The following is a 22,073-nucleotide window of genomic DNA, read 5'->3' as shown; positions in this document are numbered from 1 at the left end:
GATGCCCTCACCCTAGTCCCTGGCCGATTCACATCCCCTGAAGCCCGCATTGCGCGCTGCAGCGCCGTTCAGTTGGCGACGGCAGGTGCGCCGCCGGTAAACAGGCCGCGGTAGTCGGGGGCCACGTGCGGCAACAGTACCGCCGCGGGGACCTCGACCTGCTGCGTGCCTTCGGCGTAGGGCCCGACCTGGTAGGGCGGAAACACGAACCGCAGCGCGGTGACCTTGCCATTAGCATCGAGCACCGGCACGAAGCGCGTGAAGTTGGCTGGATCGGGTTCGGTGCCCTCGTCGATCATCTTGCCGGCCTGTCGCACCATCTGCTCGCGTTGTTCCGGAGGCAGCGACTCGGCGTCGGCGCGCAGCGAGACCGCAGTGCGCAGCGATTCACGCGCCGCCGCGCTCACCGCCTGCCAACCCGCCGCGTCGGGGATCAGGCTCGCCGCGTCGAGCAGCCGGTCCTGTTTCGGCAGCCAGACGTAGCGTTCGACCAGGGGCTCGCCGTGGGCGCCGCCGGTGTAGCGGTTGCCATCGGCGGCGATCACCACCAGGTCCGGCGTCTTGATCACCTGGCTGAAGGTCAGGGACAGCTCGTGCGGCGCGTTGCCCGCGCCAGCCTGCGGACCGTCTCCGGCGGCGACCTCGGTGTCTTTGCGCGCGGCCTGGACATAATTCCAGACATGCCGGGCCAACCCTGGGTACTGGTTGATACCCGGCGCGTAGCTCACCCCGAAAATGTAGGACGCGGAAGACTCGAAGGTGTCCTTCAACTCGGGCACCGCAGGCTGGTCCACGGTGGCCGGCGCGCCCTCCTCCATCGGTTGCGGTGAGGCTTGCTGCGCCGCTGCGGAGGGCTGGGACGGCGCCTCGGCTTCCTTCCGACAAGCGCCCAATCCAAGCGCCAGCGCCACCAACAGCGTGGCGTTCAAGGGCTTGTGCCCTGCCCAGACTGCCCTGCCCATCAGCTCACCCGCTCCGCCAGCTCCGGGTGCCTGTCCAGGAACACCGCGGCGTAGGAGCACCGCGGCACGACTTTCAGCCCCTGGGCGATGGCATGGTCCACGCAGGCCCCCATCAACAGCGCCGCGATGCCCTGGCCGCGCCAGGCATCGGGGACGAACGTATGGTCCACCACCAGCGCGCCGGCTGGGTCCAGGTGATAGGTCAGCTCGGCTTCCCCATCCTCGCGAACGAACACGAAGCGATGCCGCCCCGGCTGGTGCTGCGGGGTGGCGGACGGGGACGATGGATCGGTAACCATGGCGTGCCTCGGCAGGTGATGGCGCCCATTGTCAGCGCCCGCAGGTGACGAAAGCGACAGGGCTGACCCATTGCGTCACATTCCTGCGGCGCAGCCTTGCCTGAATGCGAACCAGTGAACATTTCTCCTAACCGAACGGGTTGGCACGCTCCATGCGTCGATGTCCCGCAAAGGAAGCATAGCCACAGGGGGATGTAGATCGATGAGTCTCAACGACGCCAGCACACCTCACCTTCCCAGCGATTTCACGCTGCTGGAAGGCCTGTACCAACTCGTGGTCACCGGCAACACCGAAGAATGGGAATTCGAAAGGCTCAATAAAGCTGTCTACGACGGCCTGCTCTCCACCTATGGCGAGGGCGAATCGGCCGACCAGACCGCAAGCATCGGCTGACAGCTTAGTTCTTTAGATTCGGCGACATCGAATCCCTCAACGCCGCGGACAGGCAACCCTTGTCCGCGGCGCTTTTTTGCGCCCACTCAGCGGTGATCGCGCCTGCCCTGGTTGCGACGGTCCTGGGTCCCGGCGCTGCCCTGGATGGCCTTGGCCCGAGTCTCGGCCAAGTGCAGCTCGTTGGCGGCCGCGGCCGCTTCGTGCGGCTGGAAGCCTGGCTCGGTGGGCGGATGCTCATCCAGCAACTGCCAAGGCTGGACCTGGCGGTCCTGTTCCTGCTTGGCGGCCAGCAACTCCTTGGTTTTCCTCAAGGCCTGGTCTGGGGTCACCTTGCGCTTGGCGCGAGGCTTGGAAGCCGAAAGCGAGGGCTTCGCACCGGCCTGCTTAGCTACCGGGACCGTGCTGCTGGCCCTGCCCTTCGACGCCTTGCCGGCAGCGGCCGCCCTGCCCGCACGCGTGGCATCGTTTGCCGCGACAGCGCGCTCGGTGCTCCGCTTGCCTGGCGTTGCCTTGCCCGCCGCGGCCCCGGAGGCGGTCTTTTTGACGGTCTTGGCCGCGGTCTTGACGACTGCCTTGGCCGCGGTCTTCTTGCCAACTGCTTCGGGCGTGGTGGCTTTGCGAGCAGTCGCTTTCTTGATCGCCGATTTCTTGGCCTGCGGCACATCGGCGACGTGCTTGGCTGTCTTCTTCGTGGCGCTCTTCTCAGTCTTCTTGGACGCCTGCTGTGACGCAGCGGCCTTCTTGACCGCCTTGCTTGCCGTCTTACCAACGGGGGCCTTGCGTGCGCGTGTTGCCATAGATCGGGCTCCTGGTTGCTCACACGCGGCCCGAGTTACCACGGAAAACATTCACCAGCCGTGATTCCGGCCAGGGTCAACGCCCGAAGCTGGGGTGCATTAAGGCATCGAGGAAGTGCCCCAACACCTGCGGCCGCATGATCAGCATGAACATCACGCCGTAGGCCGCGCCCGCCAGGTGCGCGCTGTGATTGATGCGGTCGCCGCCGCGCCGGTCCATCCAGATGCTGTAGCCCACGTAGACCACCGCGAACACGAAGGCCGGCATCGGGATGAAGAACACGAAGATCAACTGCCAGGGCGCCAGCAGGATGAAGGAGAACAGCACCGCCGAGACTGCCCCGGAGGCGCCCAGGCTGAGGTAGTTCGGGTTGTTCTGGTTCTTCAGGTAGCTGGGCAGGATCGAGACCACCAGCGCCGACAGGTAGAACAGCGGATACGTCCATGGGCCGGACCATTGCCCCATCACCGCCTCGATCTGCCCGCCGAAGAAATACAGTGTGATCATGTTGAAGAACAGGTGCAGGAAATCAGCGTGGATGAAGCCATAGGTCAGCAGCCGGTCGTACTGCTTGTGCCGGTGCACGGCCGGCGGCCACAGGATCAGCCGGTCGGCCAGCTTGCGCTGGTTAAAAGCGACCCAGGACACCACGGCGGTGAGGGCGATCAGGGCGTACGTGGCGATGGGCATCGGTTCTCTCGGTCGAAGCTGGGCGATGTGGCATCGCCGCGGGAGTGGGGGCGCATGCCTGGAAGGCCATGCCGATGTGTATTGTCGCCGATGCATCGATGTCCACGACGGCCATGGTGAAGGTGCTTCGCAACACGGCGCGAGGATAGGCCAAAAGTCATGCCTGACAAGGCGTTGTTCACGTTCCGGTGTTTGCGGCACGGCACCAATGCATGATGGCGATTGCTTCGAGCGCGCGGGCGCGCTGCAATCTGCCAACGAGGTGCGTGGCTTTTTGACGTCCGGCTGTGCCAGCATCCTGCGTTCGCCGAGGACATGCCCTCGACACATGCAGGCTTCGGCCTTTCCGGGACGATGCGCTTCACGCGCTGGACCGGGTGGGAGGGCATGACCCTGGCGAAGGGGAATCACATCGACAGCATGTCGAGCAGGACGGGCGCGTGCGTGCCGGTCCTGTCCGCATGGATGTGGCGCCCCCGCCGGTGCCCTGCAGGGATGGCCCCGGCGAAGCGAGGACGCGGACATGATGTTGCGTTCTGTGATCGTGGCATGGTCGGGGATGGAGTCTCCGCGTCGTGCCTCCCGCAGCGAGCGTATATGCAAGACCTGTTGTCCCGGCCGCATGGTGGGGTGTCCTGATGCAAGGCTTCGATCCCGAGCTGGCCAATCCCGCGCATGCGGGGGTTTTCTATGTCGCGCTGGACGAGCTGGACCTGATGTCGCGCCATGCCCATGCCGCGCAACTGGAGGTCCGACGCGTGGACCTGTCCGGCATCGGCGACCGCGCGACCCTGCTGCTGCGCATCGCCGTCTCGGTGGATGCGCCGGTGGCTGCCGGGCGCAGCTGGGATGCCCTGTCCGAGGCCCTGCGCGATCTGCACTGGCTGGGTGCCCGCGGGTATGTGCTGCTGTTCGATGGCGCCGGCGAGATGCACGACACCGATGAGCAGGATTTCGACGCGCTGATCGGCATGCTCGACCAGGTCCAGGCGGCCTGGCTGGCGCGTGGGGTGCCGTTCTGGGCCTTCCTGGCGCTGCGCGACGCCGATTTCGAGGCCATGCGGCGCGCACCGGCGTTGTGATCCGTGCGATCGCGGCGCCAGACTGCGATCATGCGCGCATGGATTCCTTCGATACCTTCGGCCTGTCCCCGCAGCTGCTCCCCGGCCTGCAGGCACTGGGCTACACCACGCCTACGCCCATTCAATCCCAGGCCCTACCGGTCATCCTGCAAGGTCAGGACCTGATCGCCCAGGCCCCGACCGGCAGCGGCAAGACCGCCGCCTTCGGACTCGGACTGCTGCAGCAGATCGATCTGGCGCAGGTGTCCACCCAGGCGCTGGTGATCTGCCCGACTCGGGAGCTGGCCGATCAGGTCGCCCGCCAGCTGCGTACGCTCGGCACCGGGCTGAGCAACCTGAAGATCTCGCTGCTGTGCGGCGGCATGGCGCTGGAGCCGCAGCTGGCCTCGCTGGAGCACGACCCGCACGTCGTGGTGGGCACGCCCGGCCGCCTGCAGGAGCTGCTGGTCAAGCGTGCCCTGCATCTTGCGCGCCTGCGCGTGCTGGTGCTGGACGAGGCCGACCGCATGCTGGACATGGGCTTCGAGGAGGCCATCCGCGACATCGTCAAGCGCACGCCGGCCACCCGCCAGGGCCTGCTGTTCTCGGCCACCTTCCCCGAGCCCATCCGCGTGCTGGCGCAGGCCTTTCTCAAGACCCCGCTGGAGCTGTCCGCCGACGCCGCCCAGGCCGCTCCGGTGATCGAGCAGCATCTGGTGGAGATCGATCCGGCGCAGCGGCAGACCGTGCTGGCCGGGCTGTTGGCGCGCCATGCCCCGACCGCTGCCATCGTGTTCTGCAACCAGCGCAAGGACGCCGACGAGGTGGCCCAGTCCCTGCGCCACTTCGGCTTCTCGGCGCTGGCCCTGCATGGCGATCTGGAGCAGCGCGACCGCGAGGAGGTGCTGGTGCGCTTCGCCAACGGCAGCGCCAACGTACTGGTCGCCAGCGACGTGGCCGCGCGCGGGCTGGACGTGGACATCGTGGACCTGGTGATCAATTACGACCTGCCCAGCGATGCGGAGACCTACACCCATCGCATCGGCCGCACCGGACGCGCCGGGCGTTCGGGCACGGCGATCAGCCTGTGCGCCCCGCGCGACCTGCCACGCCTGGAACGCATCGAGGAGCTGCACGGCGCACCGCTGCCGCGCCTGCGCCCGGCCAGCGCGCCCAGGCCCGGCAGCGCCCCGCCCGCGCCGATGGCCACCTTGCGCATCGACGGCGGCAAGACCGACAAGCTGCGCCCGGGCGACATCCTCGGCGCGTTGACCGGCGATGCCGGCTTGCAGGCCGCGGCGATCGGCAAGATCGCCATCTTCCCGACCCGCTCCTACGTGGCCATCGCGCGCACGCAGGCCGGCAAGGCGTTGACGCGCCTGTCCGAAGGCCGCATCAAGAACCGGCGCTTCCGCGTACGCCAGCTGTGACCGGCTGATCGCCACGGCGGCCGGTCGCCAGCAGCGGGCTTCGCACTGGCATCGCGGCACTTAGAAGTGGGACCTGCAACCTGTGGGAGCCGATTCATCGGCGATGGGCTTTCCCGGTCATGCCCCTTCGCCGATGAATCGGCTCCCACGAAAGCGCCGCGTCTGAAGCGCACAGCGCGCCCGAAGGCACTCACACCCGCAGCGCGGTCTCGATGCGCACCTGTGCCGGCAGGCGCGCACGGCCGGCCAGCGCTTCCAGCTCGATCAGCACGCCGATGCCCTGCACGTCCAGCCGCAGGCGCGCGCACAGGGCCAGCGCCGCGCCGAGCGTGCCGCCGGTGGCCAGCACATCGTCTACGATCACCACGCGCGTGCCTGCCGGCAGGGCGTCCTCGTGGACCTCCAGGCAGTCCTTGCCGTACTCCAGGCCATAGGACTGCGAGAGCGTGCGCGCCGGCAGCTTGCCGGGCTTGCGCATGGCCACGAAGCCCGCTCCCAGCGCCTGCGCCATGGCCGCGCCCAGGATGAAGCCCCGCGCCTCGATACCGACCACGGCCTGCACGCCAGCGCCGTGCCAGGGCGCGATGAGCGCCTCGACGACCTGCGCCAAGCCTTGCGGATCGGCCAAGGCGGGCGTGATGTCCTTGAAGCGGATCCCCGGCTTGGGGAAATCCGGCACGTCGCGGACCAGGTCGGTCCAGGCACGGCGGGGGGCGGTATTACACATGGCGATCCTGATGCAGAAAGAACGGGGCGACAGCGGCACATGCTAGCGCCCTGCAGGACCCGCAACAGACGCACCCTGCATGCGCGCCTCTCAGGAGCTGCATGACAGCATCGAGCAGCCGGCCTTCTCGCGCGCCCAGTCCGGGCGCAGCGCATCGAATGCCTCCGCCCCGGGCTGGTCCTCGTACGGACGTTGCAGCACTTCCATCAGGCGATGCACGCCGCCCAGGTCGCCCGCCTCGGCGCGGTCGATCGCCTGTTGCGCCAGATAGTTGCGCAGCACGTAGCGCGGATTGTGCGCGCGCATGCGCGCCTGCCGTGCTTCAGGCGAGAGCGCATCGGCCTGGCAGCGCTGGCGATAGCGCGCCAGCCAATCGTTCCACTGCTGGCGTGCGGCCTCATCCAGCGGCGCGTAGAAGGCGTCCACTGTCGGCTGGCCTTCCAGCGCACTGGCATCCAGCGTCTGCAGGGGTAGATCGCCCAAGCGACGGAACAGCCGGGTCATGTCGGCCTGGCTGGACTGCATCAACACCTGCAACTCGGTCATCAGCTCCATATCGCGCGCATCGCACTGGGACAGCCCAAGCTTGCCGGCGCTGAGCGACTGCTCGGCCTGTGCGTAAGCCAGCTGGTAACGCTCCAGCCCTGCCTGCAGCGGCTCGGCCGACTCGAACAAGGGCGACAGCGCCATCGCCAGCCGCGACAGGTTCCAATAGGCGATGCGCGGCTGCCAGCCGTAGCGGTAGCGCCGTCCCTGCGCATCGGTGGTGTTCGGCGTCCAGTCCGGGTCGTAGTCGTCGATCCAGCCATAGGGCCCGTAGTCGATGGTTAGCCCCAGCACGGACATGTTGTCGGTGTTCATCACCCCATGCACGAATCCCACGCGCATCCAGTGCGCCACCATCAGCGCCGTGCGTTCGCAGACCCGCCCGAACCATTCGGCATCGCCCTGCGCGCCCTGCCCGGCCAGGTCCGGCGCCTGCGTGCGCAGGGTGAAGTCCAGCAGGCTGCGCAGCAGTGGGATGTCATCGCGCGAGGCGGGCAGCTCGAAGTGCCCGAAACGCAGGAACGAGGGCGCGACCCGGCAGACGATGGCGCCCTGCTCGGCCTTGGGATGGCCGTCGTAGAACATGTCGCGCACCACCGCATCGCCGGTGGCCACCAGGCTCAGCGCGCGCGTGGTCGGCACGCCGAGGTGGTGCATCGCCTCGCTGCACAGGAACTCGCGGATGGACGAGCGCAGCACGGCGCGCCCGTCGGCATGGCGCGAGTAAGGCGTGGGCCCGGCGCCCTTGAGCTGCAGCTCCTGGTGCTGCCCGTGGACATCCACCACCTCACCCAGGCTGATCGCGCGGCCATCGCCCAGCTGCCCGGCCCAGTGGCCGAACTGGTGCCCGCCGTAGTTGCTCGCCCAGGGCTGCATGCCCTGCAACAGCGCATTGCCGCCGAAGACTTCGGCGAAGGCCGGCGACTGCAGGAAGTCTTCCTCCAGCCCCAGCTGCAAGGCCAGAGGCACGTTGACCGCCAGCGTGCGCGGTGCGGCCACGGCGGTGGGCAGCACCTGCGACCACAGCGCGCCGCGCACCTGGCGGATGCCCACGGCCTGGGAGGGGTCGCCCGGCAAGGCGGCGAGAAAGCGGTTATCGAACTGCAGCGTCATGGACGACTCGAAGGCCAAGCATCCTGTCGATGTTGGGGCCGCGCCGTCGCATGCAAGCGGCGCCGGCCAGGCGCGCCCGATGACGCAAAAGAAAAACGCCGGGCAAGCCCGGCGTTTTTTTGTGGCACCTGTGCGGCGCTGATTACAGCGGCTGCACCTGGTCAGCCTGCATGCCCTTCTGGCCCTGCACGGCGACGAAGCTCACCTGCTGGCCTTCCTGCAGCGACTTGAAGCCGTTGCCCTGGATCGAGCGGAAGTGCACGAACAGGTCCGGGCCGCTCTGCGGGGTGATGAAGCCGAAGCCCTTGGCGTCGTTGAACCACTTGACGGTACCGGTCTGACGATCAGACATCTTTAAACTCCTGAAAACATAGTCATATAGGGATCGCAACCACGGAAACCTCCGTGGCCGAGACTGGGTTTGCAGGCGCAGGTAAAGCGGATGATGTAGCTGATCGTTGGATCTACCGCATCAGGTTCACGATTCACGGTGACCCTGGCAAAGCTCAGTGCCGCGCACACTACCCCATCTTCTTGACAAAAAGCGAGTAATTTTTTGGCACCCATTCATTTTGGGAATGCGGCGCACCTCGCCTACACTCGCCGCCCCCCGCCCGAGCCGCCCGTCTTGACTGATTTTCAGGCCGATTCGCCTCCCTGCATCTGGGTCGATGCGGATGCCTGCCCAGGGCCGATCAAGGAGATCCTGTTCCGCGCCGCAGCACGGACCGGGGTCGCCGTGACGCTGGTGGCCAACCAGTGGCTGTCCACGCCGGCGACCGCCCACGTGCGCGCCCTGCAGGTTCCTGGCGGGCCGGATGTCGCCGACGACGCCATCGCCGCGCGTGCACGTCGCGGCGATCTGGTGGTCACCCAGGACATCCCGCTGGCCGCACGCGTAATCGCCCAGGGCGCGCTGGCGGTGAACCCCCGCGGTGAGCTGTACACGCGCGAGAGTATCGGCGCGCAGCTCTCGGTCCGCGACTTCATGGACGCGCTGCGTGGCGCCGGCGTCCAGACCGGGGGGCCACCGCCGTTCCACGCGCGCGACAAGCAGGCCTTCGCCGGCCAGCTGGACCGCTGGCTGGCGCACCGCCCCACACCGGACGATGGCGCATGAAGGCCTACGACGTGGTGGTGATCGGCGCGGGCGCGGCCGGACTGATGTGCGCGCTGACTGCGGGCCAGCGCGGTGCGCGGGTGCTGGTGATCGAGCATGCCAACAAGCCCGGCAAGAAGATCCTCATGTCCGGCGGCGGGCGCTGCAACTTCACCAACACCGGCACCACGCCGGCTAATTACCTGTCCAACAACCCGCACTTCTGCAAATCCGCGCTGGCGCGCTATACGCCATCGCACTTCATCGAGCTGGTGGATCGCCACGGCATCGCCTGGCACGAAAAGGAGCTGGGCCAGCTGTTCTGCGACGACTCGTCCAAGCAGATCGTCAAGCTGCTGCTGGATGAATGCGGCGATGGCAACGTGCAACTGGAAATCGGCTGCGCGGTGCAGGCGATCGCCGCGCCGGAGGCGGGCTTGTTCCGCATCGCCACCGCGCGCGGGCCGGTGCGCGCGGCGCGCCTGGTGATCGCCACCGGTGGGCTGTCCATTCCCGCCATGGGCGCCAGCGGATTCGGCTACGCGGTCGGCAGGCAGTTCGGCCACCAGCTGGTGCCCACGCGGGCCGGGCTGGTGCCGTTGACGCTCAGCGGCAAGCCGCAGGAACAGCTACAGGACCTGTCCGGTGTCTCGCTGCCGGTGCGGGCCAGCGCCAGCAAGGGCGCGTTCGAGAACGCCATGCTGCTGACCCATCGCGGTCTCAGTGGCCCATCGATCCTGCAGGTGTCCTCGTACTGGCAGCCCGGTCAACCGCTGCGCCTGGATCTGCTGCCCGGCCTGGATGCGCTGCCGTGGCTGGAGGCCCAGCAGCGCACGCGCGCCTCGGCAGAGCTGAAGACCGTGCTGGGCGAGGTGTTGCCGCGCCGCTTCGCCCAGCGCCTGTGCGAGGTCTGGCTGCCGAACAGGCCGATGAAGCAGTTCAACGCCCCTGAGCTGAAGCAGATCGCGCAGGTGCTCTCGCACTGGCCGGTCGTGCCCAGCGGCACCGAAGGCTATCGCACGGCCGAGGTGACCCTGGGCGGCATCGATACCAGCGAGGTGTCCTCCAGCACCTTCGAGTCGCGCCTGCAGCCTGGCCTGCATTTCGTCGGCGAAGTGCTCGATGTCACTGGGTGGCTGGGCGGCTATAACTTCCAGTGGGCCTGGGCGTCCGGCCATGCAGCGGGCGTGGCGGCCACGTCGTGAGGCGCTGGCGCGGGATTTGGCGGTGTCGAATCGGCGCTTTCGCACAACGGCGCCCCTGATCGCCCTGCGGGCGCCTTCCCACGCAGCGAGAAGCCCGGAAGCAGCTTTGCCCGTGACGCCGAAGCCCTGCGGGCGCGGAACGCTTTCCAAGCCAAAGCACCCGCCCTACCCCCCTCCATCGGGAAGATCGGGCGGCGCCGGCTGAGGGCGGCCGGCTCGGCGGCGCTCAGCCGCGCAAGGCCTCGGCGGCCAGCGTGTAGGAGTGCTTGCGCGCGGCGTGGTCGTAGATGTTGGCGGCGATGATCAGCTCATCCGGGCGATGGCGCTGGATGAACTCAGCCAGCCCACGTTTGACGGTGTCCGGCCCGCCCACCACGCTGCAGGCCAGCGCACGCTCCACGCCGGCCTTCTCGTGCGGCTCCCAGAACGCCTCGATGTCCTCGATCGGCGCGGGGATCAGCCCCGGCCTGCCACGGCGCAGGTTGACGAAGCTCTGCTGCGCGGTGGTGAACAGGCGCCGGGCCTCTTCATCGGTATCGGCGGCGATGACATTCACGCCCAGGATCGCGTAGGGCTGCTGCAGGCGCGCCGAGCGGCGGAAATCGCGGTGGTACAGGGCCAGCGCCTGGTCCATGGCGTCGGGCGCGAAATGCGAGGCGAAGGCGAACGGCAGGCCCATGCTGGCCGCCAGTTGCGCGCTGAACAGGCTGGAGCCCAGCAGCCACACCGGCACTTCCAGGCCACCGCCCGGCACCGCCTGCACCAGCTGTCCCGGCTGCACCGGGTTGAAGTAGCGCAGCAGCTCGTTCACATCCGCCGGGAACTGGTCGGCGCTGTCGAAGTAGCGGCGCAGCGCACGCGCGGTGGGCTGGTCGGTGCCGGGCGCCCGGCCCAGGCCCAGGTCGATGCGGCCTGGATACAGCGAGGCCAGCGTGCCGAACTGCTCGGCGACCTGCAGCGGCGCGTGATTGGGCAGCATGATGCCGCCGGAGCCGACGCGGATGGTCGAGGTGCCGCCGGCGATGTGCCCGATCAGCACCGAGGTCGCCGCGCTGGCGATGCCCGGCATGTTGTGGTGTTCGGCCAGCCAGTAGCGCGTATAGCCCTGCGCTTCGGCATGGCGCGCCAGGTCGAGGGAGTTGGCGAAGGCCTGGGCGGGCGTGCTGCCCTCGCAGACGGGCGAAAGGTCCAGGACCGAGTACGGGATCGAAAGGCTCATGCCTTCCAGATGGGGTCAGCCCTGCCATTTCCCACGGCCGGCGTGGAATACAGCATTCCCCACGGATGGTTGCGAGGGTTCTGCCTCGCGATGACACCGCGCGCCGCCGCCACGGTGGCTGACGCCTGATCAGGCACTCAGCCGGGCAGGTCGAAAGGCCCACCCTTGGCCAGAGCGCGCTGATACGCCGGGCGCGCATGGATGCGCTCGAGGAAGGCCTGCAGGTGCGCGCGGCCGTCGAAGCCCACCCGCGAGGCCGCCGCTTCCATCGGGAAGCTCATCTGGATATCGGCCGCGCTGAAGTCGGGACCGGCGAACCAAGGCCGCTGCGCCAGCTCCGCTTCCAGGTAGTCCAGATGATTGCGCACCGCCGGGCCGGCGAAGGTGGACATGGCCTTGTCGGCGATGCCGCGGGCGATGGGGCGGGCGAAGAACGGCATCGGTGCGGACTTGAGCCGGCGGAAGATCAGCGACACCAGCAGCGGCGGCATCAGCGAACCTTCGGCGTAGTGCAGCCAGTAGCGGTAGCGCAGGTGCTCGGCCGTGCCGGGCGATGGCGCCAGGCGGCGCTCGGTATCGTAGCGCTCGACCAGGTACTCGATGATGGCCCCCGATTCGGCGACCACCTGCCCGCCATCCTCGATCACCGGCGACTTGCCCAGCGGGTGTACCTTGCGCAGCTCCGGCGGGGCCAGCAGCGTCTTCGGGTCGCGCGCGTAGCGCACCACGGTGTAATCCAGGCCAAGCTCCTCCAGCAGCCACAGCACGCGCTGGGAACGGGAGTTCTCGAGATGGTGGACGGTGATCATGCGTGGGCCTCGGTCGGTGTCGCATCGTGCAGGGGTTGCAGCTGCGGATCCAGCGCCAGGCGACTGTCGAACACGAAGCAACGGCCCTGGTAATGCCGTCCACCGACGCGCTCGAAGTAGCCCAGGATGCCGCCGTCGAGCTGCAGCACGTTGTCCATGCCGGTGTCGGCCATCCACAGCGCGGCCTTCTCGCAGCGCACGCCGCCGGTGCAGAAGCTGACGACGGTGGCGTCGGCCAGCGCCGGACGATGCGGGGCCAGCGCCTGTGGCAACTCGGTGAAGTCGGTGATCGGCAGGGTCAGGGCGCCGGCAAAGCTGCCATAGCCGAACTCTTCCTCGTTACGCGTATCCAGCAGCACCACCGGCTTGCCGGCATCGTCGTGGCCCTGGTCCAGCCACCGCGCCAGGGTTTCCGGCGCGACCGCAGGTGCGCGCCGGGCCAGCGGCGAGGCCTGCGGATGACGGAATGTGATGATCTCCGGCTTGACCTTGGCCTTGAGCCGGCCGAAGGGCATGGCCCGGCTGAAGCTCTCCTTGGCCAGCAGCCCGGCAAAGCGCGTATCGCTCCGCACGGTGGCAAGATAGGCACGCAAGGGCTCCACCTCGCCTGCCAGGAACAGGTTCAGACCCTCCGGTGCGACCAGGATGGTGCCGCGCAGGCCGATATCCGCGGCACCTTCCAGCAGTCGGTCGGCGAGCGCCTGCGGGTCGTCGATGGGGGTGAAGTGGTAGGCGGCGATATTGAGGATCATGGCCGCCATTGTATCGGTCGGCCCTGGCTGCCGTTGGTCGGGCCGGGTCGAACGGGCGCGCTGTACGGCTTGGGCCACTGGAATAATCAGGCGCAGGGACGGAAACGTCTTGTGGCTGGGCGCCGCCAGGCGCCTCCTCCACCGCGCACGGCGCGATGGCCGGCAGCTGGCATCGGTTCGGTGCAAGTGTGCGCTGCGCGGGCAGCCGCCGGTGCCCGACGTTACAGCAGGACCGAGGCGGCCACTCCTCTCTCCCCCCTGATCGCGAGGCTGGATATCCCGATGAGCACCAACGATGTCGTGAAAGTCCACCTTGTTCGTCGTTTCGACGCCGCTCCCGAAAGCGTCTTCGATGCCTGGCTGACGCCGCGCACGCTGGGCAGGTGGATGTTCGGCCACCGCCCGGACGAGACCGTGCTGGGCCTGGACGTGGATGCGCGCGTCGGCGGGCGGTTCTCGCTGCGCGTGGACCGCGGCGATGGGCCGGTCAACCACGTCGGGCGCTATCAGGTCCTGGACCGTCCGCGCCTGCTGGAGTTCACCTGGGGCATCGAGGACGAGTCCGACGACGACGCTGTGACAAGCGTGGTGCGACTGAGCCTGGTCCCGTCGGGCGATGGCTGCGAGCTGACGCTGACCCACCAGATGGATGCGCGCTGGGCCGAGTACCGCGACCGCACCGAACAGGGCTGGAACCGGATGTTGGCGGCGCTTGCGCGCCTGTTCGACTGAAGCCAAACGGCGTCGGACGCTGGCGCGGCTTGTAGGGGTGGAGCGGCCGTGGCAACGCTCGATGTCGCCGGGAGTCAGGCAGGTCGAAGCATCAGCGCAGCAGCCACCACGGCAGCGCCAGCGTCAGCGCGATGATGACCACCATCGCCAGCAGCATCAGCAGCGTGTATCCCGGACGTTCCCGCAGCTGTCGGGCAAAGGTCTCCTGCCGACCTTCTTCCACCGCACGGGCCCGCTCGGCCTGCGCCCCGCTGCGCCGCGCCTGCTGATACTGGGCCATCAAGGCGCCGGCGCGTTCGATCTGCGCCGGGTCTTCCAGCCAGATGCCGCCGTGGGAAATCCCCCAGGGGCTCGGCCTGGTCTCGTAGAAGGCGATGCCTTCGCGCGACAGCAGGTCGCGGACCTCGGCGGCCTCGTCGTCCGGCACGAGCTTCAGGTTGAGCAGCAGATGGGGCATGGGCACGCATGATAGCGGCCTGCTACTGTGGCGCCCGCTTCCCGCCCGACCTGGACCGAACATGCTGCGACGCCTTGCCCTGCCCGTGACCGCCCTGCTCCTGCTGCTGGCCGCCTGCACGCCCCCGGGCCCGCCGCCGGGCGGTGTGGTCGAGGGCGGACTGCAGAAGCGCGACCTGAGCATCGGCACCGGCGCGGAGGCCACCAAGGGCCGTGAAGTCACCGTCCACTACACCGGCTGGATCTACGACAAGCGCAAGGCCGACCTGCACGAGGACAAGTTCGACAGCTCGCTCGACCGCGGCCAGCCCTTCAGCTTCGCCCTGGGCAACGGTCACGTGATTCGCGGCTGGGATGAAGGCGTGGCCGGCATGAAGGTCGGCGGCAAGCGCGAACTGCTGATCCCGGCCGAGTACGGCTACGGCGCGGATGGCGCCGGCCCGATCCCACCCAACGCCTCGCTGGTGTTCGAAGTCGAGCTGCTGGACGTCAAGTAGGCGGGGATGAAGATCGAAGGCCAGCTTCCGGCCCAGCCGCTTTCTTTCATCTGAGCGATTCGATGTAGGCGGCCAGGCCCAGACCGAGAGACGGTCTCAGCCCAGCGCTTTCGTTGACTCGCCTCTACCGTCGCGCTGCACAGGCGGCCACCGGCAACGGACCGTAGACCGTCTGCCGGCCGGCGAATCCGCCGGTCTGCACGACGTACGCGCTCGCTCTGGCCGTATCCAGCACCAGGCGGTGCTCGTAGCCATCGGCGATATTGCCCTGGTCGGAGATCAGCACGCCCGGTTGCTGCGCCAGCGCCGCCGGCAGGGTCGTGGTCGGCCAGGCCTGGTGTACACCTGTCGGGCCGACGAAGCGCGCCAGGCGCTGCGCCGTGCACTGTGCGGCATCCTGCGCCACCACCGGCGCGCAGACGCCGGCGGCCAGGACGGCAAGCAACGTGCGGGTCATTCCTTTCATGCAGTGCGCTTTGGTCATTGCACCCGCTTCAGATCCAGGTCCTGGAAATCGAAGCTGAAATCGGTCAACGGCGAGATCGGCTTCATGGTGGCGTTGACGATCCTGCCATCGGCGTCCAGCGCGAAGTTGATGAAGGCATCGGCGTTGAGCCAGCGTTCGCGCCAGCGGATGACGAAGGTGTCGTGCTGCCAGTGCGAAAGCTCACCGACCAGGTCGGCGGTCTTGGAAAAGCGCACCACCAGCTTGCCGTTCTCGCGGGTGATGCCGACATCGCCATACCAGGCGTCGCGGTAGGTGCCCACGTAGTCGGCCAGCGGCAGCGAAGGCTTGGACTTGGCGTCGCGTTCGGCCTGGTGCTTCTTCCAGCTGTCGTCGGCCTCGGCCTGCGACTTGGCCACGGCCTTGCCGTAGGCGGCGACCCAGTCGGTGGCCTCGCCCGGCGACAGCCAGGCATCCAGCGCCCGCATCGTCACCGCATTGAAGGCCGCGCCGACCTCCTGGTTGGTTAGCACGATCACCCCCAGCTTCTGCTCCGGCACCAGGGTGATGCGCGAGACCATGCCCGGCCAGCCGCCGGTGTGCCACACCAGCTTGTTGCCGCGGTAATCCGAAAGCATCCAGCCTTCGCCGTAGCCGGCGAAGTTGGGCTTGGCCCTGGCCAGCTCCGGCACCGAAGGCTCGGCCACCGGAATCGGAGTGAGCATGGTCCACATGTCCTTCTGCGCCTTGGCGCTGAACAGCCGCTGCGCGCCCTCGCCTTCACCGGAGATCACCCCGCCATCGAGCTGGACGCGGACCCAGCGGCTGAGGTCGTTGACGCTGGAGTAGATGCCGCCCGCCCCGCCCACGTTCGACCAGGTCATGCGCGGCGCCGGCTGCAGCCGGGTGGAGTCGGCCTTGGCATGGCCAGTGGCGACGTTGTCGTCGGGCGTGAGGAAATCGGCGTTGTAGCGCGTGTGGGCCATGCCCAGCGGGCCAAAGAAGCGCTGCTGCAGGAACTCCGGGTAACCCTGCCCGCTGACTTCCTCGATCACCAGCTGGGCCACGCCGAACAGGATGTTGTCGTAGGCGTACTGATAGCGGAATCCGCCCTTGATCGGCACGTCCTTCAGGCGCTGGGCGACCTCCTTGTTGCTGTAGCCGGTGGTGGGCCAGTACAGCAGGTCGCCGGCGCCCAGCGACAGGCCGCTGCGGTGCGAAAGCAGGTCGCGGATGCGCATGTCGTGGGTGACGTACGGGTCGGACATGCGGAACCACGGCAGGTGGTCGATCACCCGGTCGTCCATGGACAGCTTGCCCTCGTCGGCCAGCATCCACAGCGAGGCAGCGGTGAAGGCCTTGGTGTTGGAGGCGATGGCGAACAGGGTGTCGGCATCGACCTTGTCCGGCTTGCCCAGCTCGCGCACGCCATAGCCGCGCGCCAGCACCACCTTGCCATCCTTGACCACCGCCACGGCCACGCCCGGCACGTCGAACTGCGCCAGCACCCGCGCCATGTAGGCATCGAAATCCTGCAGCTGCGCCGGGACCGGCGCCTCCTGCGCCTGCGCGGGCTGCACCAGCCCCGCGCACATCAGCCCCACGCCCAGCAGCGGCCCCAGCAGGCCCGACATTCCACGCATCGCCAATCCCCGGTGTGATCGATCATCCAGCCGCTACGGTAGCGCAGCACGCCGTCGCTGCGGGCCTGCCATCGGTCACGGCGAGCGGCCCGGCATAATGGCCGGATGCCTGACGTTTCGTACTCCCCACTCCCCGCCCGCGCATCGGGTCTGGTCATCATCGGCGGTGGCCCGGCCGGGCTGATGGCCGCCGAGACCGCCCGCGCCGCTGGCATCGAGGTCGATCTGTTCGAGGCCAAGGGCTCGGTCGGGCGCAAGTTCCTGATCGCCGGCAAGGGCGGGATGAACCTGACCCATTCCGAACCGCTGCCCCAGTTCATCGCCCGCTATCGCGAACGCGCGCCGCAGGTCGCCGCCTGGTTGCAGGACTTCGGGCCCGAGGACTTGCGCGCCTGGGCGCGCGGCCTGGGCGTTGAGACCTTCGTCGGCAGTTCAGGACGGGTGTTCCCCAGTGACCTGAAGGCCGCGCCCTTGCTGCGCGGATGGGTGCGGCGCCTGCGCGAGGCCGGGGTACGCTTCCATGTCGGTCACCGCTGGACCGGCTGGAACGAGCAAGGCGCCCTCACCTTCGAGCATGCCGGCAACCGCCTTGCCCTGCACAGCCGGGCCACGGTGCTGGCGCTGGGCGGGGCCAGCTGGCCGCAACTGGGCTCCGACGGCGCCTGGCAGGCGCTGCTGGCGGCGCGTGGGGTCGGCGTCGAGCCCTTGCAACCAGCCAATTGTGGCTTCGACATCGGCTGGAGCCCGCACATGGCCCAGCGCCACGCCGGGGCCCCGCTCAAGCCGGTGGTCGCGCACTGGACCGACCTGCACGGCCAGGCCAAGTGGCAGCAAGGCGAATGCGTCGTGACCGCCACCGGCATCGAAGGCAGCCTGGTCTACGCGCTGGCCGCGGACCTGCGCGAGACCATTGCCCGCGACGGACAGGCAGTCCTGCACCTGGATCTGGCACCGGGCCAGTCGCTGGAGCAGTTGCGACAGGCACTGTCCCGCCCCCGCAAGGGACGCAGCCTGAGCGAATTCCTGCGTCGGCAGGTGCACCTGCAAGGGGCCAAGACCGCATTGATCCATGAAGTCCTCACCAAGGACGCCCTGCAGGACGGCGAGCAGCTCGCGCAGGCCATCCACCGCCTGCCACTGACCCTGCTGCGCCCGCGCCCGGTTGCCGAGGCCATCAGCAGCGCCGGTGGTGTGCGCAGCGATGCGGCCGACGCCTCGCTGATGCTGCACGCCCTGCCCGGCGTGTTCTGTGCCGGAGAAATGCTGGACTGGGAAGCGCCGACCGGCGGATATCTGTTCACGGCCAGCTTTGCCAGTGGCAGGCGCGCCGGGCAGGCCGCCGTGCGTTGGCTGGCGCGGTGACGCGACATCCAACCCACGGGCGCTCGCGCGGTAAGTGCTGCATCGCCGCAGCCCTCGCGCCGCGACCCCACTCAACAGAAACGCCGCTGGGCACTGGCCCAGCGGCGCGCTGTGTGTCGATACGTATTACGCGTCGATCGATTGGTCGTCCGCACGGGCCATCCCGAGGCTTGTACACCAGCGGCTCGGCGGATGCGGACGTGCGCGCACTGTAGCGGGCATGTCGTTGAATTCCGGTGACGCCCGCACTGCAGCGGCATTACACCATGGGTGTACGGCTTGTTCCGGAATCCTTCATGCACTGCGTAGACCGCGCGCCCTCAGAGGATCCAAGGCAGTCCCAGCAGCGGCGCCAGCAGCCAGTACACCCCGAACAACACCAGCGCCCACAGCAGCAGCTTGAGCAGCACGCCAGCTGCTTTCAGCGCCAGCCATACGCACACGATGATGATCAACAGGCCGATCCAGCTCATGGCTCATCGCTCCTTTGCTGGCCCGCCACGCGTGCCGTGCCGTCCGCCTTGGCCTTGCGGGTGACGTACATGTTGTCGATCAGATTGGGGTAGCGGCGGCCGTTGGCTTCGGCGCGCTCGCGCGCCTCCTCCTTCTGCGCCTCGGTCAGGATGACCTTGGCCCTCGTGCGCGGCGGCGCCTTCCTCCACGGTGGCGGCGAAGTGGCCATCGGCCGTCTCCTGTTGAAAACCGCATCGTGGGGCCAGGGGCGGTCAAGGCGACGCGAAAGCAGGCGCACTCGGGATTGGGTCACAGGAGATCATGAGGTGACACGGGGCGCTGTCTGACCATACACGTCTGTGCGCATGACTCACACGCGAGCAATCATCTCCGAGGCAGGTCTCCATCCCGTTAAAGCATCGGCCCGCACGAGGCGGGCCGACGCGAAAAGCAGGTTCGGGCCCGTATCGCCCTCAGGCCCAGGCCGCGGGCTCGGCCTTGAGCGGCACCACGTTGTCCGCCATGACCTCTCCGAACTGCGACTCCACCGAAACCGCGGCCGGTTCATAGAGATAGACGCGGTTGCGCCCTTCCCGCTTGGCGCGATAAAGCGCGTTGTCGGCGTGCGAGAGCAGGCGCGTGAGGTCGTAGCCGGATAGGGCTGTCGTGGTGACGCCGAAGCTGCCGGTGACCACGAAGCTGTGCCCACTGGGCGCGGTGTCGATCGACGCCAGCCGCGCGCGACAGTCGTCGGACAGCCGCACCGCCGAGCGCGCATCGTAACCGCGCAGCAGGAAAGCGAACTCCTCCCCGCCCAGCCGACCGATCTGGTCCACCCGGCGGCAGAAGCTGCGGCAAACCTCTGCGACCTCCTTCAACACCCAATCGCCGGTGCCATGGCCGAAGCGATCGTTGATGGCCTTGAAGTGGTCCAGGTCGAACATGACCATCGCCACCTCCTCGCCATCGCGGGCCGCATCGGTGAGCGCATTCCGACTGGTCTGGGAGAAGCTGTGGCGGTTGCTGACCTGCGTCAGCGCATCGGTCTCGGCCCAGCGCTTGAGCGAGATCTGCACGCGCTTGACCTTGTAGGCCCAGTAGCCCACGAAACCGCAAACCAGCAGCATCAGCAACACCATCAGCCGGGAGTTCTGCGCGGACTGCTTGTCGACCTGCTGCTGGAGCCGCAACACCTCATTCTGCTTACTGAGCAGCGAGATCTGCTGCGCCTTCTGCTGTGTCTCATGCCTCACGATCTGATAAGCCAGTTCCTTGGCTTTGACCTGATCGATGTTCTGCTTATCTGCCTGCATGTAGAGCTTGTAGGCAGCCAAGGCGCGTATCGTATCCCCTCGGGTCTCCGCAACCTGGTACTGGGTCTTGTAGGCCGAAACAAGAGAAACAGCGGAAGTCGGCGTCTTTTCGCCGGCCGCCACGGCCGAGGCTGATGCCCGCAACGCGCCTTCGAGATCGTGCCGGAGAAGGCGAACTTCAGCGAGCAGCGAGTCGACTTGGGAAATCTGTGCCGGATAGCCAATGTCATGAGCCTCACGACTCAAACGTTCCAGTAGCCTGCTGGCTTCGTCGATCTTTCCTTGTGCCTTCAGCGAACGAGCGATGAAAGAGCGAATGAAAACAGCGACCAGCTTCTCTCCATTCCCCTCGCACTTGGATGCGTAACGGTCCGCCGTCCCATCCTCCGGAAAACGTCCCAAGCCCTGCAGAGCCTCGAGTTCCGCGTAATTGGTAAAACACGATGTTCTGGGACTCAGCCCGCCGCCTTGCCGGATTTTCTCGAGAAGCGGAATTGCCAGCTCGTACTGGCCGACCTGGTTGTAAAGCGTGGCGCCAGCCCCGAGGCCCTGCCGACGGACTTCGATGTTCTTGACTTGGTCGACCAGCGGCAAAATGGACTCGAGCTGCCGGAGGCCCCCTGTGTAATCCGCCTGTACCGCCATTCCGTTGAGCGCCAAGGCGGCCGCGCGGAAACGCATGTCTGCGTTCTTCGAACGCTGAAAGAGGTCAACTGCCTCGGCGATGGCTTGTTTGTAACTGCCGGCGAGTGCGGTTCGATACGCATTGAGATAGGAGATCTGTTCGCTCTGCTCCTCCGATGCCTCTGCAACTCGATGATTCAACTCTTCGAGAAGCTCCGCAAATCTCGACCTGTTGGCATCGCTGCGCATGGCGTCGGCCTCATCCAGCACCATGCCGATCGGCCTGGGCTGCGAAGCCGACGCAGCGGTAGCGAATAAGACGCAGACCCCAAGGGCGACCGACAGATAAACCCGCCGATTACTCCGGAAGATCGCGATCGTCTTCTTGGTGGTCGTCCCCATCCTTCCTTTCCCCGTCCTCATGATCGCCGTCCCCTTCCTTAACCGGCCAGATCGCACACATCATGAACTGACTGACGCCCAGCATGTCACGCAGCGCTGAGACATCACCATTGCGGATCGCGCTTGCCCCCTGTGCCGGCAGATCATCCCCCAAAACCTGATCCAATGTACCGAACAAAAGCGCCGAAGCGCCAATCTCTTCTACTTTTGAAACAATTGCACGCATATATCCCCCATAGTCAAAAAAATCAGTTCAACCGATCCAAAGCCTCGAGACGCTGCATCATCGCCATATCCGCCCGCATCCCCTGCGACGGAGGGACCACCAGCGTCTCCGCCATTCCAATCTCCTGGCTCGCCAGGTCTGCAAGCGCGACTCTTCTAATTCTTGGCTCCGCAATTGCCGTGGTAGCAGCCTCGTATAGTGTGACCACATGTTGCAGCGGGTAAAGATGCTCGAGCTTCCCAACCAGTAAGGCGAGATGTTCCGCTCGCACTGACCGCCTCGCCAACGTTCTGTCGCCAGCCAGTCCAATTTGCCATAGAACGAGGTAAGCCGTCGGATCTATCAAACGCTGATAGATCATGAACTGCGTCGCCTCGTAATGCTGGCAACCCTGATCCGCCGGATCAATTCCCAAGTCAGCATATAGGCAATCCTCGGACGAAACACCTGCCTCCATGAGTGCGCTGAACCCCTCATCCCGGGCGCGGCGGATTGCCTCGTGAGCAATGACGGCAAACACGCCCGGATGACCGTAGAGCGCCATGCAGACCTTCCGGCCCAGCCTCACCTCGAAGAGAACGGCCTCGACCATCTCATCGTAACTCCTGCGCCGGGATGCACCCTCTCTGTAATAACCCTGAAGGCTGCGCACATCCTTGTTCATGCTCGAGACCCAGGCCTCCACCAGGGAATCGGAGAGCGCGCAAAACACGACGTCCGCTCTTTCGATGTAAGCGCGGGAACGTGCGCCAATGTGGGCGCCCAGGGTGATGCCGACACCTACACAGACGAGCGCGCCCGGGGTCACGGCGAGAT

The 22,073-nt window shown here is 67.1% G+C and carries 26 protein-coding genes; 8 read left to right on the top strand and 18 right to left on the bottom strand.

Going from position 1 to position 22,073, the window contains the following annotated elements:
- Nucleotides 1-68: 68 nt before the first annotated feature.
- Both EPA99_RS04605 and EPA99_RS04600 read right to left on the bottom strand, forming a co-directional pair.
- On the bottom strand, nt 69-962 hold the full coding sequence (locus EPA99_RS04605; protein WP_129470021.1) for an RsiV family protein: 894 nt from the start codon (nt 960-962) through the stop codon (nt 69-71).
- Nucleotides 962-1,261: a GNAT family N-acetyltransferase gene (locus EPA99_RS04600; RefSeq protein WP_129470020.1), complete on the bottom strand. Its 300-nt coding sequence runs from the start codon at nt 1,259-1,261 to the stop codon at nt 962-964. Before EPA99_RS04600 ends, EPA99_RS04605 begins: the two co-directional genes overlap by 1 nt.
- A 202-nt stretch (nt 1,262-1,463) precedes the next feature.
- Here EPA99_RS04600 and EPA99_RS04595 point away from each other — a divergent pair, with 202 nt between their 5' ends.
- Complete coding sequence (locus tag EPA99_RS04595) at nt 1,464-1,655, top strand: hypothetical protein (RefSeq protein WP_129470019.1); 192 nt, start codon at nt 1,464-1,466, stop codon at nt 1,653-1,655.
- 86 nt (nt 1,656-1,741) lie between these two features.
- Here EPA99_RS04595 and EPA99_RS04590 read toward each other — a convergent pair whose 3' ends face one another.
- On the bottom strand, nt 1,742-2,452 hold the full coding sequence (locus EPA99_RS04590) for a hypothetical protein (protein WP_206733690.1): 711 nt from the start codon (nt 2,450-2,452) through the stop codon (nt 1,742-1,744).
- 76 nt (nt 2,453-2,528) lie between these two features.
- The gene (locus tag EPA99_RS04585; protein WP_206733705.1) at nt 2,529-3,137 is read right to left on the bottom strand and encodes a rhomboid family intramembrane serine protease; all 609 of its coding nucleotides are present in this window, start codon (nt 3,135-3,137) and stop codon (nt 2,529-2,531) included.
- A 644-nt stretch (nt 3,138-3,781) separates the two neighbouring features.
- Between EPA99_RS04585 and EPA99_RS04580 the strand changes: the two genes are divergently transcribed.
- Nucleotides 3,782-4,225 carry a barstar family protein gene (locus EPA99_RS04580; RefSeq protein ID WP_129470017.1) on the top strand — a complete coding sequence of 148 codons (444 nt, stop codon included), beginning with the start codon at nt 3,782-3,784 and terminating at the stop codon, nt 4,223-4,225.
- A 38-nt stretch (nt 4,226-4,263) separates the two neighbouring features.
- Entirely contained in the window at nt 4,264-5,634 is a 1,371-nt protein-coding gene (gene dbpA / locus EPA99_RS04575; protein WP_129470016.1) for an ATP-dependent RNA helicase DbpA, read from the top strand.
- A 190-nt stretch (nt 5,635-5,824) separates the two neighbouring features.
- Here dbpA and EPA99_RS04570 read toward each other — a convergent pair whose 3' ends face one another.
- The 3 genes from EPA99_RS04570 to EPA99_RS04560 all read right to left on the bottom strand — a co-directional run bounded on the left by EPA99_RS04570 (nt 5,825) and on the right by EPA99_RS04560 (nt 8,372).
- Entirely contained in the window at nt 5,825-6,361 is a 537-nt protein-coding gene (locus EPA99_RS04570; protein WP_129470015.1) for an adenine phosphoribosyltransferase, read from the bottom strand.
- Between the two features lie 90 nt (nt 6,362-6,451).
- A complete protein-coding gene (locus EPA99_RS04565; protein ID WP_129470014.1) occupies nt 6,452-8,020 on the bottom strand; it encodes a protein adenylyltransferase SelO in 1,569 nt (522 codons plus the stop codon).
- 142 nt (nt 8,021-8,162) lie between these two features.
- Nucleotides 8,163-8,372: a cold-shock protein gene (locus EPA99_RS04560; protein WP_129470013.1), complete on the bottom strand. Its 210-nt coding sequence runs from the start codon at nt 8,370-8,372 to the stop codon at nt 8,163-8,165.
- Between the two features lie 276 nt (nt 8,373-8,648).
- Between EPA99_RS04560 and EPA99_RS04555 the strand changes: the two genes are divergently transcribed.
- Together EPA99_RS04555 and EPA99_RS04550 are read left to right on the top strand one after the other, a co-directional pair.
- A complete protein-coding gene (locus tag EPA99_RS04555) occupies nt 8,649-9,140 on the top strand; it encodes a YaiI/YqxD family protein (protein WP_129470012.1) in 492 nt (163 codons plus the stop codon).
- A complete protein-coding gene (locus tag EPA99_RS04550) occupies nt 9,137-10,324 on the top strand; it encodes a BaiN/RdsA family NAD(P)/FAD-dependent oxidoreductase (RefSeq protein ID WP_129470011.1) in 1,188 nt (395 codons plus the stop codon). The genes EPA99_RS04555 and EPA99_RS04550 overlap by 4 nt, the downstream gene beginning before the upstream one ends.
- A gap of 226 nt (nt 10,325-10,550) precedes the next feature.
- Here EPA99_RS04550 and EPA99_RS04545 read toward each other — a convergent pair whose 3' ends face one another.
- The 3 genes from EPA99_RS04545 to EPA99_RS04535 all read right to left on the bottom strand — a co-directional run bounded on the left by EPA99_RS04545 (nt 10,551) and on the right by EPA99_RS04535 (nt 13,104).
- Nucleotides 10,551-11,543 (bottom strand): LLM class flavin-dependent oxidoreductase, encoded by a 993-nt coding sequence (locus EPA99_RS04545; protein ID WP_129470010.1) that lies wholly within the window; start codon nt 11,541-11,543, stop codon nt 10,551-10,553.
- Nucleotides 11,544-11,680: 137 nt separating this feature from the next.
- Nucleotides 11,681-12,352 carry a glutathione S-transferase family protein gene (locus tag EPA99_RS04540; protein ID WP_129470009.1) on the bottom strand — a complete coding sequence of 224 codons (672 nt, stop codon included), beginning with the start codon at nt 12,350-12,352 and terminating at the stop codon, nt 11,681-11,683.
- Nucleotides 12,349-13,104 (bottom strand): sulfurtransferase, encoded by a 756-nt coding sequence (locus EPA99_RS04535; RefSeq protein ID WP_129470008.1) that lies wholly within the window; start codon nt 13,102-13,104, stop codon nt 12,349-12,351. The genes EPA99_RS04540 and EPA99_RS04535 overlap by 4 nt, the downstream gene beginning before the upstream one ends.
- 282 nt (nt 13,105-13,386) lie before the next feature.
- Between EPA99_RS04535 and EPA99_RS04530 the strand changes: the two genes are divergently transcribed.
- On the top strand, nt 13,387-13,836 hold the full coding sequence (locus tag EPA99_RS04530) for an SRPBCC family protein (RefSeq protein ID WP_129470007.1): 450 nt from the start codon (nt 13,387-13,389) through the stop codon (nt 13,834-13,836).
- 91 nt (nt 13,837-13,927) lie between these two features.
- Here EPA99_RS04530 and EPA99_RS04525 read toward each other — a convergent pair whose 3' ends face one another.
- Complete coding sequence (locus EPA99_RS04525) at nt 13,928-14,293, bottom strand: DUF6164 family protein (protein ID WP_129470006.1); 366 nt, start codon at nt 14,291-14,293, stop codon at nt 13,928-13,930.
- A 61-nt stretch (nt 14,294-14,354) separates the two neighbouring features.
- Between EPA99_RS04525 and EPA99_RS04520 the strand changes: the two genes are divergently transcribed.
- The gene (locus EPA99_RS04520) at nt 14,355-14,789 is read left to right on the top strand and encodes an FKBP-type peptidyl-prolyl cis-trans isomerase (RefSeq protein ID WP_129470005.1); all 435 of its coding nucleotides are present in this window, start codon (nt 14,355-14,357) and stop codon (nt 14,787-14,789) included.
- 124 nt (nt 14,790-14,913) lie between these two features.
- On the opposite strand, the gene EPA99_RS04515 is transcribed toward EPA99_RS04520, so the two are convergent.
- Nucleotides 14,914-15,255 (bottom strand): hypothetical protein, encoded by a 342-nt coding sequence (locus tag EPA99_RS04515; RefSeq protein WP_129470004.1) that lies wholly within the window; start codon nt 15,253-15,255, stop codon nt 14,914-14,916.
- Nucleotides 15,256-15,269: 14 nt separating this feature from the next.
- The gene (locus EPA99_RS04510) at nt 15,270-16,877 is read right to left on the bottom strand and encodes a serine hydrolase (RefSeq protein WP_129470003.1); all 1,608 of its coding nucleotides are present in this window, start codon (nt 16,875-16,877) and stop codon (nt 15,270-15,272) included.
- Between the two features lie 105 nt (nt 16,878-16,982).
- Between EPA99_RS04510 and EPA99_RS04505 the strand changes: the two genes are divergently transcribed.
- Nucleotides 16,983-18,239: a TIGR03862 family flavoprotein gene (locus tag EPA99_RS04505; protein WP_129470002.1), complete on the top strand. Its 1,257-nt coding sequence runs from the start codon at nt 16,983-16,985 to the stop codon at nt 18,237-18,239.
- Between the two features lie 320 nt (nt 18,240-18,559).
- Here EPA99_RS04505 and EPA99_RS18645 read toward each other — a convergent pair whose 3' ends face one another.
- The 5 genes from EPA99_RS18645 to EPA99_RS04485 form a co-directional block, all read right to left on the bottom strand.
- Nucleotides 18,560-18,712 (bottom strand): hypothetical protein, encoded by a 153-nt coding sequence (locus EPA99_RS18645; protein WP_164978562.1) that lies wholly within the window; start codon nt 18,710-18,712, stop codon nt 18,560-18,562.
- Complete coding sequence (locus EPA99_RS04500) at nt 18,709-18,921, bottom strand: hypothetical protein (RefSeq protein WP_129470001.1); 213 nt, start codon at nt 18,919-18,921, stop codon at nt 18,709-18,711. Before EPA99_RS04500 ends, EPA99_RS18645 begins: the two co-directional genes overlap by 4 nt.
- Before the next feature lie 244 nt (nt 18,922-19,165).
- On the bottom strand, nt 19,166-21,031 hold the full coding sequence (locus EPA99_RS04495) for a GGDEF domain-containing protein (protein WP_164978561.1): 1,866 nt from the start codon (nt 21,029-21,031) through the stop codon (nt 19,166-19,168).
- Nucleotides 20,988-21,257: a hypothetical protein gene (locus tag EPA99_RS04490; protein ID WP_129469999.1), complete on the bottom strand. Its 270-nt coding sequence runs from the start codon at nt 21,255-21,257 to the stop codon at nt 20,988-20,990. Before EPA99_RS04490 ends, EPA99_RS04495 begins: the two co-directional genes overlap by 44 nt.
- A gap of 22 nt (nt 21,258-21,279) precedes the next feature.
- Complete coding sequence (locus EPA99_RS04485) at nt 21,280-22,065, bottom strand: SAM-dependent methyltransferase (RefSeq protein WP_129469998.1); 786 nt, start codon at nt 22,063-22,065, stop codon at nt 21,280-21,282.
- Between the last annotated feature and the right edge of the window lie 8 nt (nt 22,066-22,073).

It is taken from the genome of Pseudoxanthomonas composti (genome assembly GCF_004122095.1).
Classification (GTDB): Bacteria; Pseudomonadota; Gammaproteobacteria; order Xanthomonadales; family Xanthomonadaceae; genus Pseudoxanthomonas_A; species Pseudoxanthomonas_A composti.
Note: the sequence above shows the minus strand (reverse complement) of the source record. Positions and strands in the feature narration are given on the sequence as shown.

What these genes read in the sequence shown, in the direction of transcription:
- EPA99_RS04605 (WP_129470021.1), bottom strand. Translation starts at nt 962, where the DNA reads ATGGGCAGGGCAGTCTGGGCAGGGCACAAGCCCTTGAACGCCACGCTG.
- EPA99_RS04600 (WP_129470020.1), bottom strand. Translation starts at nt 1,261, where the DNA reads ATGGTTACCGATCCATCGTCCCCGTCCGCCACCCCGCAGCACCAGCCG.
- EPA99_RS04595 (WP_129470019.1), top strand. Translation starts at nt 1,464, where the DNA reads ATGAGTCTCAACGACGCCAGCACACCTCACCTTCCCAGCGATTTCACG.
- EPA99_RS04590 (WP_206733690.1), bottom strand. Translation starts at nt 2,452, where the DNA reads ATGGCAACACGCGCACGCAAGGCCCCCGTTGGTAAGACGGCAAGCAAG.
- EPA99_RS04580 (WP_129470017.1), top strand. Translation starts at nt 3,782, where the DNA reads ATGCAAGGCTTCGATCCCGAGCTGGCCAATCCCGCGCATGCGGGGGTT.
- dbpA (WP_129470016.1), top strand. Translation starts at nt 4,264, where the DNA reads ATGGATTCCTTCGATACCTTCGGCCTGTCCCCGCAGCTGCTCCCCGGC.
- EPA99_RS04570 (WP_129470015.1), bottom strand. Translation starts at nt 6,361, where the DNA reads ATGTGTAATACCGCCCCCCGCCGTGCCTGGACCGACCTGGTCCGCGAC.
- EPA99_RS04565 (WP_129470014.1), bottom strand. Translation starts at nt 8,020, where the DNA reads ATGACGCTGCAGTTCGATAACCGCTTTCTCGCCGCCTTGCCGGGCGAC.
- EPA99_RS04560 (WP_129470013.1), bottom strand. Translation starts at nt 8,372, where the DNA reads ATGTCTGATCGTCAGACCGGTACCGTCAAGTGGTTCAACGACGCCAAG.
- EPA99_RS04550 (WP_129470011.1), top strand. Translation starts at nt 9,137, where the DNA reads ATGAAGGCCTACGACGTGGTGGTGATCGGCGCGGGCGCGGCCGGACTG.
- EPA99_RS04545 (WP_129470010.1), bottom strand. Translation starts at nt 11,543, where the DNA reads ATGAGCCTTTCGATCCCGTACTCGGTCCTGGACCTTTCGCCCGTCTGC.
- EPA99_RS04540 (WP_129470009.1), bottom strand. Translation starts at nt 12,352, where the DNA reads ATGATCACCGTCCACCATCTCGAGAACTCCCGTTCCCAGCGCGTGCTG.
- EPA99_RS04535 (WP_129470008.1), bottom strand. Translation starts at nt 13,104, where the DNA reads ATGATCCTCAATATCGCCGCCTACCACTTCACCCCCATCGACGACCCG.
- EPA99_RS04530 (WP_129470007.1), top strand. Translation starts at nt 13,387, where the DNA reads ATGAGCACCAACGATGTCGTGAAAGTCCACCTTGTTCGTCGTTTCGAC.
- EPA99_RS04525 (WP_129470006.1), bottom strand. Translation starts at nt 14,293, where the DNA reads ATGCCCCATCTGCTGCTCAACCTGAAGCTCGTGCCGGACGACGAGGCC.
- EPA99_RS04520 (WP_129470005.1), top strand. Translation starts at nt 14,355, where the DNA reads ATGCTGCGACGCCTTGCCCTGCCCGTGACCGCCCTGCTCCTGCTGCTG.
- EPA99_RS04515 (WP_129470004.1), bottom strand. Translation starts at nt 15,255, where the DNA reads ATGAAAGGAATGACCCGCACGTTGCTTGCCGTCCTGGCCGCCGGCGTC.
- EPA99_RS04510 (WP_129470003.1), bottom strand. Translation starts at nt 16,877, where the DNA reads ATGCGTGGAATGTCGGGCCTGCTGGGGCCGCTGCTGGGCGTGGGGCTG.
- EPA99_RS04505 (WP_129470002.1), top strand. Translation starts at nt 16,983, where the DNA reads ATGCCTGACGTTTCGTACTCCCCACTCCCCGCCCGCGCATCGGGTCTG.
- EPA99_RS18645 (WP_164978562.1), bottom strand. Translation starts at nt 18,712, where the DNA reads ATGAGCTGGATCGGCCTGTTGATCATCATCGTGTGCGTATGGCTGGCG.
- EPA99_RS04500 (WP_129470001.1), bottom strand. Translation starts at nt 18,921, where the DNA reads ATGGCCACTTCGCCGCCACCGTGGAGGAAGGCGCCGCCGCGCACGAGG.
- EPA99_RS04495 (WP_164978561.1), bottom strand. Translation starts at nt 21,031, where the DNA reads ATGGGGACGACCACCAAGAAGACGATCGCGATCTTCCGGAGTAATCGG.
- EPA99_RS04490 (WP_129469999.1), bottom strand. Translation starts at nt 21,257, where the DNA reads ATGCGTGCAATTGTTTCAAAAGTAGAAGAGATTGGCGCTTCGGCGCTT.